The organism is Candidatus Falkowbacteria bacterium (genome assembly GCA_018674305.1).
Classification (GTDB): Bacteria; Patescibacteriota; Patescibacteriia; order UBA11705; family JABHMO01; genus JABMRF01.
Map to the genome: position 1 here is coordinate 9,866 of JABHAL010000015.1, position 17,510 is coordinate 27,375.

Sequence of the window (17,510 nt, forward strand, 5' to 3'; positions counted from 1 at the left end):
AAAATTAACTTAATTTAAACTTATGAGAAAAATTGCAAAAAACAAATTATTCACCAGCTTCATTGCTATGACAACAATTGTCTGGGCAATGGGATTAGCTGGTGTGCTTGCTCCCCTACTGCCTGCTCAGGCAGCTATTACTACAGCTGCTACGGAAAACAGAATATTTTCAACCTGGGATATGAGTGGTGGGATGATGAGTGATATCGCAGCTTTTAAAATTACTGCTGACGAAGGTGAAACTCTAAATTCAATCAAAGTTCGCTTCACCAGTACTTTTGGTAGTGCTACTCCAGGTGCAATGCTTTCCGCTTTTGCCGCTGCTGGAGCTGAAAACGCAACAGATAATCAAGCTTTGTCCATTTATAAGGATGCTAATGGTAACGGTTGGTTTGATCCAGCTGGTGGTGATACCGTAATGGCATGGGAAGCTCAACCAGAATGGTCAACTGATAAGGGTGGTGGAACTTATGACGCAACTTTGGATATTGTTGATGATACATTACTAACAAGTTATGCTAGCGATTGGAACTATTTTGTTCATATGCAAATGGCTGCCTCCCCTGCCGCAGGAAAATCATTTAAGTTCCAATTTCAGACAGGTGTTGGCGGAACAATTGTTACTTCTGGAGCCTCTCCAAATATTACTGCGTTTGAAACAAACTCAATTAATAGTATTGGTGGCGGTGGTGGTGACTATATAGTTGCACCACGAATTACCCAAGCGTATTTTAATGGTCCAACTGGGATTCTTTTGGATTTTGATATGGATATGAGTACTACGTCCGTAAATTGTGATGAAGGCGATGTTGTTGGAAGTTGTTCAAGTAAATATACATTATTTACCAAGGATGGTACAGATACTCAAACAATTATTGGTGCTTCCCGAGATGGTTCCGACCATACACTTGTTTCTTTAACTGCCCATAGTGCCGCTAGAATTGGTTTAACTCCTGAAGATTACTTGGTTATCAGTACTGACCCCGCACAAGCACCTAGAGCGGAAGCTAGTGGAATGAATTACAATGATGATTCAAGCCTTCAGTTCCATTCATCTCCTGGTTTTGTTTTAATTTCTGAGGTCAAGTTGGCTGGAGCAAATACCACTGATGAGTTTATTGAATTGTACATTGCTTCTCCTCCTGGTGGCCCAATTAATTTAAATGGATATAAAATTAAGGCGTTAAATGCAAATACTTACAAAACATTGGCAACTCTTGGTGCAACCGCGTTAGATTCGGGCAAACACTATTTGTTGGCGAATAGTGCGTATAATTATAATAATGCAGTTGATGGCGTTGATATGGTTGCAGACGCAACTTTTACGGGCGATTTGGTTGACGGTGATACCATAGTTTTAACTAATTCTGACGATACGGTCGTTGATATAGTTGGTATTGGTAATGGAGCAAAGATTTATCAGGGCACAGCACCTGCTATATTTCCATATACTAATACCTCTATTGAACGAAAAGCACTTTACAGCTCAAATGCTCAAGGCATGGCAACGACTGATGCTCTTAGTGGAAACGGTTATAACAGTTTGAACAATGTTTATGATTTTGTAAATAGGATTACACCAGACCCTCAGCCTTCGTCAGCACCGCAAGAAATGTCTGGGATGCAGGGTGGTGAATATGTTAATAACACACCAACAATTGAGCATATGCCGATAGCTATGGCAATTGCTGGTCAATCAATTACTATCGACGCAAATATTTATGACGTTGAAGACCCATTCTCAGTATTAGCAACTAAACAGTTATGTTATAAAGCTCCTAATGGGTCATGGCCGGGAGATTGTGTTACTGGAATTGATAAAGGCGAAAATAGGGCGGAATTTTTTATACCAGCTTCAGCTGTTACGGTAAATGGATTGCATTACTATATAGAGGCTATTGATCGAGGTGGTGCAGCTGGTTACGCGTCTGCAAATCCATCAGCTACAACCGCAGTTTTAGCGCAATCAAGTCCATTTGTCATAACAATTTCAGCAACTTCTGGATCACGAATGATTAGTGGAACAGTGTATGGGTCTGACTGTAGTTCTCCAATTGCTAATGCTAATATTAATGTAAGAGGAACAGGCTATAGTGCAACAAGCTCAGGCGCTGGTTTATTTACTGTTACAGGTGTTCCAGATGGAACATACAACCTAGCATCTTCAGCTGGAGGTTTTCTGGATAGTGAGATTTGGGGTGTTTCGGTAAATGAAAATAATCCAAATTCTGATGGTTGGGTGTTTTGTTTATCTCAAGGTGCCGGTGGTCAAGGTGGTAATGGCGATGCACCAAGGGTAATGATGTCTATGCCAGATGATGGTATGATGGGTGCTCCAATTGATGTCGTTATAGATCGCGCACCAATGTTTGTTATGTTTGATAAGTCAATGGACGGCGCGACAATTGAATGTACAGATTGTGATGCAGCTACGGCAAATATAAAATTAAAAAAAATCAGTGGTGGCTCTGTTACTAATGTTACCGGTTATAATGTAAGTATTGACGAAGGCGCTGGAGCAACCAGTCGAGGTCAAACAGTCCCTTTTGGCGGTTCAGGTGGTAACCCTGTAGCAGTGATTGATAAGGTCGCTTTATTGGACGTAGGCACTGACTATGTAATTGAAGTTATGCCTGCGGTTAAGGATATGTTTGGAAATCCACTTGAAGGTAATAGACCAGGTGGAGGCCATTCTGTAATGTTTACTACCCAGTCAACAAGTAATAATTTTAGTGGTAGTTCTGGATTTGACTTTACCGAAGACGAAAGTTTTTGGCAAACAGGCGATTTCTCTAGCATGACACAGGATGCTGGATATGCGACTATGATGGGTAATTTTGATTCAGATAAAGGCATGTGGGCTGGTGGTGCATATAGTCCCCTATACGTTTATGGCTCTCAACCATCCCCAGGTAGCTGGAATGTAGCAACAAATTTAATCAAGATTATTGTTGAGTTTAGTGAAGCAATTGATTCCAATAGTGTTAATTTAGGAACGTTTAATTTATATTCTGTTAGTGGTGGAACTTATACGGACGTAACAAGTACTTATATTGTTGATACTACGTTAAGTACAAACAAAAAATATGTAATGATGGGGGTTAATGGACCATTGCCTGTTGGTGAATACGAGATTAGAGTAAAGGGTGGTGTTCGTGGAACTTCTGGTATTACACTTGGTGATCCAAATAATCCTGGTAATGATCATTACATGTCTAATTTTACTGTTACTGATTCAACTGATACAACAACCCCAAGTATTAATGGTAGTTGGCCTGATGATGGTGTAACTGGAGTACCTATGGATTTTGGTTTTGTAGATTTAGGATTTAATGAAGCGTTGGATCCATCAGCTATTAATAGCACAAACGTAACTCTAAAAACTGGAACAACTTCAGTCCCCTCTAACATCAAATATGATCCAATGGCACAATCTATTAAGATTATGCCTACCACCGGACTGACTCCTGGAGTAACATATACTGCTACAGTGGATCTGGGAGTTGGTGCAATTCAGGATTTGGCTGGTTTGCCGACAACTTTAAGTTCTTTAACTAGGACATTTACAATGACGACATTGGCAGATGCTACACAACCAGTACTTGAATTTGCAAATTGTGACAGTTATAGTTGCGCGGTTACTTTTAATAAGTCAATGAGTGCTTTGAAGCAAAATGAAACTACTTCTAATGCCAACCTTTGGACGGGGAGTATTCGAAATCCTGCAAATTATGCTTTGACTTTTGGCCCTAATGGGACAGATTCAGTAGAAAGTTTAACAGCTAGCGGAGTGTCGTTCAACTATGAATATGAATCAAATACGGTAATGATTAAAGGATTAACTTTTACTGGTCTAAATGCAGATACAGATAAGTTTAGTCTTACAGTTACCAATGCAATAGATCTTTCTAATAATCCAATAGACACGAATAATAATACGGCCAGTGGTTATGTTATGGATTCTTCTAAGTCTGGTGGAATGATGGGCCCTGGTGGCGGTGGATTTATGGGGGGCGGAATGTCTGGCGGTGGTATCATGACCGGTGGACCGAGTGGATTTGGTGGATTTGATGCTAAAGAAGCGATGATGTTTGGAGCTGGTGTAATGCCAATGAACATGACTGCAGGTGCAGATACTACGTATTTTATTGACTTCCCTATGCCCCCATCAGGCGGAACTTCTAATAAACTAGATGATGGTGGATATATCAAGGTAACCTTCCCTAAGGGCACAGTTTTAACTGCTGCTATTCCTGATACATTTAACCCGGACAAGTCGGATCTAAATATGAACGGTGATTCAACCGTGGTTTTGAAGACATCAGGTGTCGCTGCTGATTCAGTTGCTGCAACTCAGGCGGGTGTACCTAATGATGGAATTACTGGTTCTGGTCAAACATTAACATTATGGCTGGATACTGATGGAGGGACAACAAGTGACCCAGATTTTTTCCATTTTGAAGTAAAAGGCATAATTAATCCGACTAAAGCTCAAGGTTTTGATTCTTCAGGCTATACTGTTGATATGAAAGCATATATGGCAGATGGAACTTTGGTTGAAACAATGACTTCAATGCCCTACTTTATAAGTGAGGCAGGTTCAAATAATATTAGAGTAAATATTACCGCAGCAGATGGAGAAGGTGCTTTGAATTTGATGATGGGTTCACCAATGTCTGGGCCAATGGACTCTACTGTTACAATTGCTGGAGGCACGGGATCTCAAACCTGGTCAAATCTAAATGACGGTTGTTATCACATCTTTACTAAGCCAACGATTGCACTTGGTGCAACAAAATATTCAGGGCAAATGAATCCAGAGCCGATCTGTTTACCAGGCTCTGGGGATAATTGGAATGCTGAAACAGAGACCTTGACTAAAGCTTTAACATTTACAAAGAGAAGCGCAGCAAATTCAGCTCAGCTGGAAGTGTTGGTAAGTGGAACATTTTCTGCTACGGGAGAAGACGTTGATGTATTTGCTTTTGGGCCAAATGGTGGAACAGTAGAAACCATACCTTTGACTGGTGTTGTCGTAAATGCGTCTACGATGTTATTATTACCTTCTGATGGTGATTACAATGTTGGGATCGGGCCAGCAATGCCCAGTGGGCCGATGGCCGGTCCCCCACCAATGCCTGATTGGATGCCACCTATGACAACTCGGATTACTGTTAGTGGTGTTGGAGGAACACCGGTTGTAAAGAGAAATGATACTAATGCAACAATCACTCAGTTACCTATTTCAATTACCAGCGCTGGTAAGGAAATACGTGGTCGTTTGATTTCTAAGCAAACAACTTTAGGCTCAGGTTACACAGCCGATGCTACAAGTTTAACAGTTGCTAGTGGAAGTGGCTTTGCTGCCAATGATTTCATAGTTTTGTCTGATGGTACTAATACATCAACTGATAAGATTCTTTCTATCAGTGGAACAACTGTGCAGTTAACCAGTGGAATGGGGACGTCCTTTGCTTCTGGTAGTGATATGTATAATATTATTCCAGATGCTCAGATTTGGGCTGCTCAACCTATGGGGTTTGGTGGTATGGGTTCTCATGCCTCATCTCAGGCTGACGGTAGTTTTACATTAAAAGTTTCAGCTAATGGAACTTATGACATTGGAGCATGGAAGTCAGGAATTGGTGATGCTCCTTCTAGTTCTGCAACTGTTAAGGATAACAATGGAGGCACAGTAGATGGAAATAATACGGCTGACGTTAAGATTAATGGAGCTAATGTTACTACCACAAATCCATTTCTGATAAAAATAGCTAAACCAGACTATGTGATCTCTGGTAGAGCCATTGATTCAAGTAGTAATCCAATGCAATATACTCACGTGATGGCAGAAGAAACTACAACTCGCCAAATGGCACATTCAAATACAGACTCAGATGGTGATTATATTCTAAATGTTAGTGCTGGTACTTGGAGTATCCAGGTTGATACACCTCCTAGTTTTGATGGTTGTGGCGCGACTACTGCTACCGTTATTGTTGCCGAGGCAACTGGAGATATGAATAATCAAACACTCCAACCAACTTCTACAACTTGCTATACAATTTCAGGAAATGTTTCTATCGGAGGGAATCTTCAGACTAATGTACCTATTATGGTTGAAGCCTGGGACACAGATAATGACTGGCCGTCCGGAGGTTACAATCGTAACGAGATGACTGATACTGCAGGTAATTATTCAGTAAAAGCTGGTGCAGGGACATACCGAGTTTCCATGTGGTCTCCTGATTACGGTGAAGTTGGATCCAATGTAGTAATTACAAGTGCTAATGTGACTCAAAATATTAGTTATGATGCTTCAGAGTTAAAAACATTGACTATTGCTTTTACCGGTGGTACTTCAAGTCAACGTGGTTTTGTAGAAGCAAAATCAACTACAGGTTCAGGTCGTCGTGGTATACCTGTGGCAGATTTGAGTAGTAGCGCAACAATGAGCTTACCCGTTGATACATATAAAGTAATGGTGTTTGTAGATGGTTTGGGTGATTACTCCCCTTCTGCAAATATTGACCTTACAACAACTGATCAAACAGTAACAGTTGATTTGTCTGGTGAAACTACGAGAACTGTTAGCGGTACAATTCTGGATAGTGGCGATTCTCCTGTTTCAGGGGCAGCTGTACTTCTAGTAAATGAAACTACAGGATTAGCAAAGCAAGCAACAACAGATGCTAGTGGTAATTATTCCGTAGCTGTTAAGGAAGGAACATTTACTATCAAAGCAGAACATAAAGATTATGCTTCATTGCCAAAAGCAACTCTAGCTGTTACTTCTGATATCAATTATGACTTTGATAGTGATACGGCTGACGAGGACGTGGCAGTTGATAATGATTTAGTTGAAAAAACTGTAAGTATTAGTGGTACGATTTATAAATCTGATGGTACAACGGAAATGAATACCGGCGGATTTGTTTACGCAACAGATTCAGTGACTGGAGCAAAGGCTAGGGCTAATATTCAGGACGATGGTACATATACTCTTCCTGTTACTGCTGGAAATTGGACAGTCATAGCAGATGGATCACTTCACTCCGAGACAACTCTTAGTACTGCTGTGTCAGTGTCAAGTACAAATGTAACAAGTGAAGATATTACATTGACTGCAGATGCTACAGATATTAAAAAGTCAGAATCAGCAACTTTTACTCCATCGTCGGGTGTTAATGTAAATGATGAAAATAATACTGGAATAGAAATGACGACCAGCGCAGGTTCTCTTGGTCAAAACAGTACAGCTACTTCAGGAACAATAACCTTAGAAGAAGTTGATATGCCTGATTCTGATAATTTGGTGTCTGTTGGAAATTTTGTAGATGTCTCAATGAGAACTACCACAACATCAGGTACTTCAGATATTAACCAGTTGACCGGTAACGGTGCTGAAATCGTGTTCCACTATACAGCTGCCGATATGACTGCTGCAGGAATCACAGATGAATCAATGATCTCCTTAGCATATTATGATGATACTACTGGAACTCTTATGCCACTCGATAATCTCGCCCGTGATACAACTAATAATACAGTAACTGGTACAATTACTCATTTGACAGAAATAGGTTTGGTTGCTCCTCCGCTAGTTGCAGCTTCAGCTAGAAGGTCTACGGAGACTGTAACTGCAACACCAGCAACCACAGAAGAAGCAACTACCACTGATAGTACAACTACCACTGACGTAACTACTACAGAGGACGCGACTACCACAGAAGAAACAGTAACAGTTGTGGAAACAGTTACAGAGACAACTAAAGCAATCGCCACAGAAGTTGTTGTTTCAGATAATGTTGAACCTGTGAAACCAGTTACTCGTGAATTAAGCAAAGAAGTTGAAGCCGTAAATGAGTTTGTAGCTCTTGAAAGAAAAGTTCCTGCAACAGCTAGTGAATGGAAAGTTATTAATTATTTAGCCTACGGAACAACTGAAAAGGTCAAAGCTATGGAAGTACGAGAAAGAAAGTCTTTACTTTCTGATTACAAGTCAGTGTATAACAAAGCACCAGCTTCAACTGGTGATTGGAGTGATTTAGCTAAGATGGCTTCAGGTTCTACTCCATCTCGAGTTTTAGCCAATGAAGTTCAGGCAATCCAAGCTTTCACTCAAGTATTTAATAGAGCAGTTGATTTCAGTGTAAAATCAAATGAAAGCTTTGTTCACATGGTAGCCTATAAACTAAGACCAGAAGCGCGTGATGTTGCTAAAGAAAGAGGTGCCTTGGGTACTTATACTGGAACATACAAGAGTTTGCCTGGAAACAGTTTTGGTTGGGCAGTATTGAAAGCTATCGCCTATTCTGGTGTCGCTGATGTAGCTCCTGTAGCTGCACCTGTAGTGGCCCCAGCTCCAACTGTAGCTCCTGTGGAAACAACAGTTGCAAGTGTTGTTCCAGTTAAACCAGCTTCTGCTGAGAGAAATTTAAAAGCAGAGATTTTAGCAGTTCAGGACTTCACTTCCCTAGTTGGAGCAAGCCCAGATGTAAATGGATGGAACACTGTATACTTCATCAGTTATGGTAGTACTGTTGCTAGTAAGGCTCAAACTTCGGCTGAGAGATTAGCTACAGTTCAAAGCTACTTCACTGCTAATGGTGTAGTACCTACTACAGCTAGTGAGTGGGAGAATTTAGTGAAATAGTAAAGTTCAGATATGAAAAACCCCCGACTTTCGTCGGGGGTTTTTTAATTGTGACTTTATTCAAATTTAGTCACGAAAATGCATTCCTAATATTGAATCTTTTTTGATTTTATTTAAATTCTTTTCAACTTGTTTGTAAAATTCAGGAAAGTGCTGACGATTTATCCATCGACCTCTGTGTCTTTGCCGGTACGGTGGTTTTTGTAAGTGAGCAATTTCATGAACAATGGTTCTAATTAAGCCATTGATTGACAGAGGTTTCATGGTTTTTGGTGAATAAATATCTAGAGTTATAAGCTTTTTTTGTAGATTAATATAAGCCTTGGTGTATGAACCTGTCTTCATGCCCTTCCGGCTCATAAAGCGCAATTTTATGCCTTTGACGGCTAATAAACTACAGACTTTATCAAATAATAATTTTACTAAATCTTCGTGATTTTTCATATTGATCTTAATGTCCACCCGGTCTACTGCCTCCTCCAATGCTTCGGTAGTCGAGAAAGACACGGGGTAAGGATGTTTTTTTGCAAGCTATTATCTAAAGCAAAACCCCTAACCCAAATTCCGGATCCTGCCTTCGTTGAAACTTCGGCAGGCAAGCAAGTCCGGAATGACGGGGTAGGGGTCTTTTCTATGTTTGAAAATTTGAATTTAATTGAGATTTGGTCAATTGGTTTATTGGTCATTAAACAAGTTTTATGGGAGATAATCTAACGGATTAACCGGGATTCCATTCATGCGAACTTCAAAATGAAGATGAGGGCCTGAGGTTAATCGACCTGCTCCAGGTGTTCCAGGCATTCCACCACTATAACCAATAACTTCTCCCTGACTGACATATTCATCTTCGCGAACTAGAATTTTACTAACATGTCCGTAAACTGTTGAGAGACCGTTAGCATGAATTAAAGCAATATAGCTATATCCCATTCCAGCATCTTTTGTTTTTAATACGTATCCTTCAGCGGGTGCTCTAATGGTTGTTCCTTGCGCAGCGCGGACATCTATTGCTGGGTGTTCAAATAAATATCGAAAAGGATAATCAGGATCATGAAAGGTTGATGTGATTTTGTTTTTAGGTACTGGCCACATTAATTGGCTGTTCCTTAGTTCAGGTTTGTCTTCTTTGAGTTCATTTAATTTACTGCGAACTTTTTTTTCTAAACTGGTTAAGTCAGCACTTATAGATTCTTGTTCGTCTTTTGCTTGCCAGAATAGTTCAGTAAATTTTTTTTCCGAATTTTCTGTTTGAATTAAAACATTTTCTTTGAATTTAGTCTCTCCAGCTAAGTTGACTTGATTTAGTTGCAGATCTTGTTTTAATTTAACAAGTTGTATTTGTTTTGCTTCTAGTTCCTGCTTTTGATTGAGAAGTTCTTTTTTTTCTTGTTTTAAATCGGTCAAAGCGTCGCTTAAACCTTTTTGTAATTCCTTGGTATATTCAACTTCATTAAAATAGTCAGAAATAGAATCATTGAGAGCAAAAATTTTTAATTGATTGGTATTGTCATTCTGATGAATCTGTTGGATCAGTGTGCCCAGATTTCGTTTTTGATTGTCGATTGTGTCTTCTTTTGTAATGACCTGAAGCTCAACTTCTCGTTGCTCCAATTGAGTTTGTGCTACTTCTGCTTGGGTAACTTCAATGTCCAGTTCTGTTTTGGCAATCTGATTTTCAATTATTATCAACTGATTTTTTAATGAAGCTGCTTCTTCTTGTTTTACCCGAATATTTTTTTGATAGACTGAAGCTTTCTTTTTGATGTCTTGAATTTCCTGTTCTTTGTCACTAATTTGTTGATTCAAGTCCCCTACTGATTGAGCAAAAACTAAAATAGGTGTTAAGATTAATATTAACACTAAGCTGATTATGATTGTCAGACTTCTTGCTGTTTTCATAGCCTATATATTATAGCAGACATATTTAAAATAAAAAAATCTCCCTAACGTACGTTAGGGAGATTTTTAGTTATTGAAGTTTCTTTATGGCGTTGTTTATTCGTTCCAGGGTTTTAGCTTTTCCTAACGCGCTAGCAATTTCAAATGGTCCAGGTGATTTGGCTTGCCCACTTAAAGAGTAACGCATTGGCCAAAGTAGACTGCCAGTGTCTAAACTATTATCTTCCAGGTACTGTAAGATTGTTTTCTCGAGTTTTTCTGAAGTGTAGTCTGGGTCATCAATCTTGGATAAAAAAGCATGTAGGCCTTTTAAGTTAGTCAAGGTTTGATTTTTGTTTGATTTTTTCCAAATTATATCTTCGGCTTTGTATTCAAGATTGTCAACAAAAAAGAATTTAACGGCTTCAGCTAATTGATCCAGTCGTTTGATCCTTGTTTGTTCTAAACTTATAATGTTTTTGACATATGATTGTCTAACAATTTCTCCAGAACTGATAATCTTGACTTTATCTTTTTCGGCTTGTAGTAGCTTTTCTGCCTCTAAATATGGGAGTGCTAGTTCATAAAATTCATCTTGTGATAACTTTCTTAAGTATAATCCATTTATCCAATCTAGTTTATCTAGATCAAAAACTGCTCCAGATTTATGTACATTATCAAGTGTGAATTGACGTATTAATTCATTCAATGTGTATATTTCTTGTTCTGTGCCTGCATTCCAACCAAGTAGGGCCATGAAATTTACAAAAGCGTCTTTTATATAGCCTTTGTCAATAAAATCATGAACAGAGACATCGCCGTCTCTCTTGCTCAATTTCTTTTTAGTTTTGCTAAGCAGTACGGGCAAATGAGCAAAGATTGGTGGTTGCCAATCAAAAGCATCATAAAGTAAAACATGTTTTGGTGTGCTAGAAATCCATTCATCACCACGCATGATGTGCGTTATTTTCATTAAATGATCATCAACCACATTGGCAAAATGATATGTTGGATAACCGTCTGACTTCATTAAAACATAATCATCAAGATCTTTTGTGTTAACAGAAATTTGACCGCGCATTAAATCTTTAAAAACTACTTCTTTGTTTTCCGGCATTTTGAAACGTATAACATGTTTACCCCCTGAATCTAGCATTGCTTGAACTTCTTTTTTTGATAAATTGCGACAAAGGCCATCATATTTTGGGGCTTGTTTATTTTTTCGTTGCTCGTCGCGTAAATTGTCGATTCGTTCTTTGTCACAAAAACAATGATAAGCCTTGTTTTTTTCTAATAAAACTTTGATTTGTTTATTGTAAATATCCAGACGAGCAGATTGAGTGTACGGGCCGTAGTCCCCTTTTTCCTTAACCTTGTTATCAGTGGTTAAATAGGGTCCTTCATCAGATTCAATTCCTGTCCAAGACAAAACTTGTAAAAGGTTCTCAACAGCACCTTGAACTAAGCGAGACTGATCTGTATCTTCAATTCTAATGATAAACTTACCATTGTAATGTTTAGCAAATAAATAGTTGTATAAAATAGTACGCAAATTTCCAATGTGTACAAAGCCAGTTGGGCTGGGTGCTATTCTGACCCGCACCTTTGAAAAGTTTAGTTTATCCATATTTATAATTCTAAATCCTAATAACTAAATTCTAAACAAATTCAAATTTGCAAAATTTAATATTCAAGAGTTTTATTATGTTTAAATTATAGTTCAATTTGAGCATTCTGTAAATAGTTAATTTAGCCAAAGTTAAAACGGATTTGTTATAGATGGCTAACAAGTCTTGTTGCCTAAATTTAGCAAATATAATGGCTCAAGTTTTAAGCCTATTGACAAAATATAAAAAGTGTGCTATAATACTGTATTAGTCGTTAAATATAATTTGACATTTTGTAGCAAGGACCAACTGTTTTTATGATTTATATAAGTGATGAGAATTATTGGTTTTTGGTAATGTAATATTAACAATTAAACGCCGGGAGGCACACAATGACACAGGTACATTTGGTGAATGCATTGGTTGAGGGATTTGACGGAGACGTTGACGCAATCATTGAGGCCATTTCGGACCCAACCAAACGGGGCGAAGTGGCAATTCTGGACGGCAAGGAAGGACCGGTCATCGACGACTGGAACGGTGTGTGGGTTGTCCGTGTAGACAAGTTCTACTACACTCGTACCCAGGCATCGCACGGTGCAGTCTGCACGTTCCTCAAAGAAAACGACAAGCGGTTCCAGGTTTACAAGAACCTGCAGTCCGCAGTCGAGGACTTCTGTGAGCGTACGGCACGCCAGAACGAGTTCGAGGCTAAGAAAGCGGCACGGTACGAGGCTCAGGTTTCAAAGCTCCAGGCTCAGGACCTGCTCGACTTCGGTCCGGACAATTCGGTTTGGACGGAGTTGTCAGTGCTGGCCGGGCGTGACTTGGCGGCCTGGTCTCCGTGTACCGATCCCCTGGATCTTCCGGAGGCATCGAGTATCGTTTTTTGCGAGAAGGTCTCTTCCTTCGAGCCCGCTTACATGGCGGCGCTGAAAAGGAAGGATCTGGATCCACTGAGCTGGAAGGACTTTCTGACCTTCCATCGGCGGTACACGCATTACAAGACCATCCCGTTCATGGGTGGCATGTCCTTGCTGATGCGCGAGTTCGGACAAGTGAAGTACGCGGCATTGATCTTGACTCGCGATATCCCTGCGTTCAAGCAGGTCCTCGCAGAGCAGCTGGTGGCGCGACACGGCGACAAGGTGGATCCGTCCACCAATCCTTGTAAAATCGAAATCAAGGACACGCCGTATGTCACGTTCTTGTTCCAGAGGGCGTTCTTCACTCCCGCAGGACTTCTGCGGGAACAGAAGAAGCAGTCTTTGACGGTCTCGATGAGTGAAATCTTCGAGAGCGCCTCGGACCCGTCGACGGACAAGGATTCCACTCAGCCGCAGCAGGCTCACAACCCCCGGGGCCACGGCCGGAACGGCTGGGAGGGCTAGAATCACACCGCAAGAATCCTGCCAAAACCCTCTAATTCTACCTAGGGATTAACACATCCCAGGAGAGTCACATTTTAACCAAAATGTGGCTCTTTTCTTTTTAAATCTGTACGGATTACGGAATAGTACGGATGTACGGATCTATTGAGTATGAATCCACAACATAATTTAAGGTTGTTAATTCTAGTAAATCCGTACATCAGTATCTGTCCATAATCCGGACTGGACAGATTGACAAATACTTGATATCATGTAATATTGTATATAGAATACATTGCTCTTTAAAAGACCCTGCACCCAAACAAGGAGGTGTCATTTAAATGATCAAGAGCAATTCTGAGGACCTAGTTGTACCTGTTAGCCATTCATTTTGGCCATTGTTTTTCAGTCGATCACTTGTAATACAGTATTTCATGCAATGCAACTGTTTTTGTCTGAATGAAAAAGACAAGGGAAGGCAAATTATATTTGTTTATCCTGACGAGGACTGCTTCAATTTACCTTCCGTTACGGAGCTAGCAAAGTTTTTTGCAATCAGAGGAAGAGGGAGACGACTGAAGGATCTCCGTGATCTACCAGTCTCTGTAAATGAATTAAAATCAATTGCTGGCGTTCATCTCGAAAATGTTGATTTTGGAGATAAAGAATTGGTGGTTTTGTATGCAGTTAAAAGCTTAACTAAGAATACAAAAATAGCTGATAGTGTTTTGGCGGGTCTACAGGTTCGGGCTGAGCTAGAAGATGAACAGTTATGGCCGGAAAATAATGATGATTTGCGTGTTATTTCATTTGACTTTTTCCGTTATCACAAGGTTTTTAGCTTGTTGATGTTGGTGAAATCCGGAACAAGGGTTAGTCTGCTTCCAACCTTATCAATTAAGACATGTTTTCTTGGAAAAGAATTTGAGCTTTACGAAGAGCAACAACAAGAAATTGCAGATTCATATCATATTAATTAGACTTACAAAAAAGCGAGCATTCCACTGAGTGCTCGTCTTCTGTTTTAAAATGTTTTTATTTAGATGTGTTTTAGTATTTTTTTAAGAAATTCGTGTCGATGTGGATGAATAGTTTTAATTAAATCATCTTTGTCTACCCATCTGATTTCCTCAGCTTCTTGACTATTGGATATATCTATTTCCCTGTTGTTGCCAATGAATTTAAGTACGTAGGCTTGTTGTTTTTGACCCTTGTAGCCTTTAATTAGTCTGGCGTAATCTGGCCAGTTGTAAATATGAGACTCCGGAAGGGCTTTGATAATTTGTAATTTATTTTCTGGAATACCTGCTTCTTCTCCGACTTCTCGAATTACCGCTGACTCGATAGTTTCGTCTTTATCAACTCCGCCTTGTGGAAATTGCCAGTGGTTTTTGAAGCGTGGGTTTTTTTGAACTAGAAACTTACCTTCGTTATTAGTAACGACACCAACTACGTTTTCTCTATATTCTGAATTGATTCGTTTCTTCCATTTGTGACAAGTTAAAAGAAAGTCCGCTGTAGCATTTTTGATTCTTTTTAATCTAGTTGGTTCTTTGTATAAACGGTAGAACCATTCCATTCCTAATTCTCTAATAACTTTTGGCGCTCGTTTCATTTGGCCTGTTAAAAAATCAAAAGTTCCTCCAATTCCCAGGGCAACTTTTACTGGATATAAAAATTTTAAGTATTTGTTAATCCAAATTTCCTGATCTGGTGCACCTAGACAAACAAAAACAAGTTGTGGTTCAAAGCTGTTAATGTCATTTAAGACTTTATCACAATTATCATAATTGTTTTTATTTAATACTCCAATTTTAATTTTAATTTTTGAATAGTTTTCTTTGAATAAATTTTGAATATGTGTTGGTGTGCTCAATGAGTCATTTCGGAGTGCTATAAATACTTTGATTCCGGTTTGATTGAATTTTTCTAAAATTGCTGGAGTTAAATCTGACCCCGGCACCCTGTTTTCTAGGGTTTCACCAAGTATTTTGGCTCCTAGTTTTAATCCAAATCCGTCAGGAGTACTAATTGAAGCATTATTTAATACACGGCGATACTCTTCATCTTTTTCAGCTTTTAGACAGATTTCTGGATTAGGAGTGAAAATTTTCAATTGTCTTTCAGTTCCTATTGATCGTTCAATTTCATTTAAAACAAAATCTAAAGGTTGATCGTTAATTTTGACGCCAAGGATTATTGCTTTATTGTGAAAGTCTGGTGGACGATTCATTTTATTAGTTTAAAGATTTTAGTTTGGTGTAAATGGGCCCAGTCGGTGTTAGTTCGCTTTGCATAAAGTCAATTGATTTAACTTGAAATTCCATCTTTTGAATGGGCGTATCTAAATGCATATGGCCTCTCCCCCACTTTATTCTGCCAAGAGTGATGTGTGGTGAAAATTTTCTATTATCGGTGGGAATGTTAAATTTTTCAAAAGTCTGGTTTATGATATTTCTAAGCGGAGAAAGTTTTTTTTCAGTGTCTTGTAAGGCAATAACTATAGTTTTGGGAGCTTGTGAATTCGGAAATATACCGATCTCGTCTAAACGCAAAGTAAATTCAGTGAATTCAAATTCATTTTCAAACTTTTGTAATAGTTCTTGAGAAGTAGATTCACTTATGTTTTCAATGAAACCCATGGTTAAATGGAGGTTTTTAGGCTCTGTCCATTTTATATCATGAATTTGATTATTTTTTTCTAACTCTAAAATAAGGTCTTCTAGGTAAAACTTTATTTCTTTAGTTAAATTTATGGCCAGAAAATATCGCATATTTGATAATCCATTTTAGTATAGCAAAAATAATGCTAAAATAAAAGAGTGATACTTGAAGGAATAAGCTTATTGTGCTAATTTAATATAATAATGTTCTTTAAGAAGAAAAACAAGGAGAAAAATATGGAAACAAAATATTTTGCTGATAAATTAGCGGAAAAGCACGATAGTGTTGTACACTGTCTTGCCTGCGAGCATAAGTGTAAAATTGAACAAGATCAAGTTGGTTTTTGCTGTGTTCGAAAAAATGATGGTGGGAAATTGCATCTTTTGAATTATGGTAAAGTCATTGCCATGGGGCAGGATCCAATTGAGAAAAAACCACTGAATCATTTCCTGCCTGGAAGTAAAACTTTTTCAATAGCTTGTGCTGGGTGCAATTTTAGTTGTAAGCATTGTCAAAATCATGATATTTCTCAGGTTGTAAAGCAAACACAGAATGTCCCAGGTGAATTTGTTGAGCCTGATCAGGTTATTTCAGTGGCAATGAATAGTGGCTGTAAGTCAATTTCCTATACTTACACTGAGCCAACCATTTTTGTGGAATATGCTCTTGAAGTAATGAAACTTGCTCATAATAATGGCCTGAAAAATATTTGGGTATCCAATGGGTATTTTTCCGTACAAACTTTTGATCTAATCAAGCCGTATCTTGATGCAATTAATATTGATCTAAAATTTGCTGACGATGATCAGTATCAGGAAGTTTGTAATGCAAGCCTTGAGCCCGTAAAAAGAAATATTGAGCTGTGCGTAGCAGCGGGCATTCATACTGAAGTTACAACACTTTTGATTTCAGGCATGAACGATTCTGAAAATCAGTTAGAGTTTTTAGTTGAATCTATTGCAACTGTAAGCCCACTTATTTCTTGGCATGTTTCTCGTTTCCGTCCATACTATCAAATGTATGACAAGCCAGTTACTGAGAAGGAATCTTTGATTAGAGCAATCAAAGTTGCAAAAAGAATTGGACTTAACTACGTTTACGCAGATAGTTTTGCAATTGAAAACGGCCAAAACAGTTTGTGTCCAAGCTGTGGTCAGGTTGTTATCAGTAGGCTTGGTTACACTACAAAGTCTTATCTGAAAGATTCAAAGTGTGCAAATTGTAATACAGAATTACCAATCATTACAGAATGTTGAAATAAGGCGAGATATTATCTCGTCTTTTTTGTTTACTATTGACAGTTTATGGATTTATTATATAATACTTTTAGCACTC

The 17,510-nt window shown here is 38.7% G+C and carries 9 protein-coding genes; 4 read left to right on the forward strand and 5 right to left on the reverse strand.

Annotated elements, in window-relative coordinates; all coding sequences use genetic code 11:
* Positions 1–22: 22 nt before the first annotated feature.
* The gene (locus HN643_05485) at positions 23–8,656 is read left to right on the forward strand and encodes a hypothetical protein (protein ID MBT7501088.1); all 8,634 of its coding nucleotides are present in this window, start codon (positions 23–25) and stop codon (positions 8,654–8,656) included.
* A gap of 66 nt (positions 8,657–8,722) precedes the next feature.
* Here the strand turns inward: HN643_05485 and HN643_05490 are convergent, their stop codons facing one another.
* The 3 genes from HN643_05490 to HN643_05500 form a co-directional block, all read right to left on the reverse strand.
* Positions 8,723–9,100 (reverse strand): hypothetical protein, encoded by a 378-nt coding sequence (locus HN643_05490; protein ID MBT7501089.1) that lies wholly within the window; start codon positions 9,098–9,100, stop codon positions 8,723–8,725.
* Positions 9,101–9,352: 252 nt separating this feature from the next.
* Entirely contained in the window at positions 9,353–10,555 is a 1,203-nt protein-coding gene (locus HN643_05495; protein MBT7501090.1) for a peptidoglycan DD-metalloendopeptidase family protein, read from the reverse strand.
* 70 nt (positions 10,556–10,625) lie between these two features.
* Positions 10,626–12,161, reverse strand: a complete 1,536-nt coding sequence (locus HN643_05500) for a glutamate--tRNA ligase (protein MBT7501091.1) — start codon at positions 12,159–12,161, stop codon at positions 10,626–10,628.
* Positions 12,162–12,533: 372 nt separating this feature from the next.
* Between HN643_05500 and HN643_05505 the strand changes: the two genes are divergently transcribed.
* Positions 12,534–13,532 carry a hypothetical protein gene (locus tag HN643_05505; protein MBT7501092.1) on the forward strand — a complete coding sequence of 333 codons (999 nt, stop codon included), beginning with the start codon at positions 12,534–12,536 and terminating at the stop codon, positions 13,530–13,532.
* A 320-nt stretch (positions 13,533–13,852) separates the two neighbouring features.
* A complete protein-coding gene (locus tag HN643_05510; GenBank protein MBT7501093.1) occupies positions 13,853–14,491 on the forward strand; it encodes a hypothetical protein in 639 nt (212 codons plus the stop codon).
* A 59-nt stretch (positions 14,492–14,550) separates the two neighbouring features.
* On the opposite strand, the gene HN643_05515 is transcribed toward HN643_05510, so the two are convergent.
* On the reverse strand, positions 14,551–15,744 hold the full coding sequence (locus tag HN643_05515; protein MBT7501094.1) for a WecB/TagA/CpsF family glycosyltransferase: 1,194 nt from the start codon (positions 15,742–15,744) through the stop codon (positions 14,551–14,553).
* Positions 15,745–15,748: 4 nt separating this feature from the next.
* The gene (gene thpR / locus HN643_05520; protein MBT7501095.1) at positions 15,749–16,285 is read right to left on the reverse strand and encodes an RNA 2',3'-cyclic phosphodiesterase; all 537 of its coding nucleotides are present in this window, start codon (positions 16,283–16,285) and stop codon (positions 15,749–15,751) included.
* A gap of 126 nt (positions 16,286–16,411) precedes the next feature.
* Here thpR and amrS point away from each other — a divergent pair, with 126 nt between their 5' ends.
* On the forward strand, positions 16,412–17,431 hold the full coding sequence (gene amrS / locus HN643_05525; protein ID MBT7501096.1) for an AmmeMemoRadiSam system radical SAM enzyme: 1,020 nt from the start codon (positions 16,412–16,414) through the stop codon (positions 17,429–17,431).
* Positions 17,432–17,510: the final 79 nt, after the last annotated feature.

Coding starts and splice junctions, on each gene's coding strand:
- HN643_05485 (MBT7501088.1), top strand. CDS start 23: ATGAGAAAAATTGCAAAAAACAAATTATTCACCAGCTTCATTGCTATG.
- HN643_05505 (MBT7501092.1), top strand. CDS start 12,534: ATGACACAGGTACATTTGGTGAATGCATTGGTTGAGGGATTTGACGGA.
- HN643_05495 (MBT7501090.1), bottom strand. CDS start 10,555: ATGAAAACAGCAAGAAGTCTGACAATCATAATCAGCTTAGTGTTAATA.
- thpR (MBT7501095.1), bottom strand. CDS start 16,285: ATGCGATATTTTCTGGCCATAAATTTAACTAAAGAAATAAAGTTTTAC.
- amrS (MBT7501096.1), top strand. CDS start 16,412: ATGGAAACAAAATATTTTGCTGATAAATTAGCGGAAAAGCACGATAGT.
- HN643_05490 (MBT7501089.1), bottom strand. CDS start 9,100: ATGAAAAATCACGAAGATTTAGTAAAATTATTATTTGATAAAGTCTGT.
- HN643_05515 (MBT7501094.1), bottom strand. CDS start 15,744: ATGAATCGTCCACCAGACTTTCACAATAAAGCAATAATCCTTGGCGTC.
- HN643_05500 (MBT7501091.1), bottom strand. CDS start 12,161: ATGGATAAACTAAACTTTTCAAAGGTGCGGGTCAGAATAGCACCCAGC.
- HN643_05510 (MBT7501093.1), top strand. CDS start 13,853: ATGATCAAGAGCAATTCTGAGGACCTAGTTGTACCTGTTAGCCATTCA.